This is a genomic window from Pseudoalteromonas sp. PSi26 (assembly GCF_054960575.1).
Map to the genome: position 1 here is coordinate 1 of NZ_JBHNYT010000055.1, position 301 is coordinate 301.

Annotated in this window: 1 protein-coding gene; it reads right to left on the minus strand. The window is 36.9% G+C overall.

Translation table 11 applies throughout. The features are described from left to right. Positions 1-76: 76 nt before the first annotated feature. A complete protein-coding gene (locus ACFI34_RS18805) occupies positions 77-202 on the minus strand; it encodes a hypothetical protein (RefSeq protein ID WP_462674602.1) in 126 nt (41 codons plus the stop codon). Between the last annotated feature and the right edge of the window lie 99 nt (positions 203-301).

Genomic DNA, 301 nt, shown 5'->3' on the forward strand with positions numbered 1-301 from the left:
CACCATTTACTTCTTGAACTTCTGTTTGATTTAATGTCTTCATTTTTTTACCTTATTTAATTATTAGTAAACTAGCTTATGAATGAATTATGTCGTGAATCATGTGACCCACTTCTGCTAAACCGTCTTCAACTGCTTTTATAAACTTACTAAGACCGGCACCTGAAACCCCTTCGATTTCTCTTGCTGTTAACGTTTTCATTTTTCTTCCCCTATTAACAATGCTCGTGGTGTGCTTCGTTATAGCCTTTAGCTATTGCACTTACTACATACACAACCGCTATTGCAATCGGCCAACCAG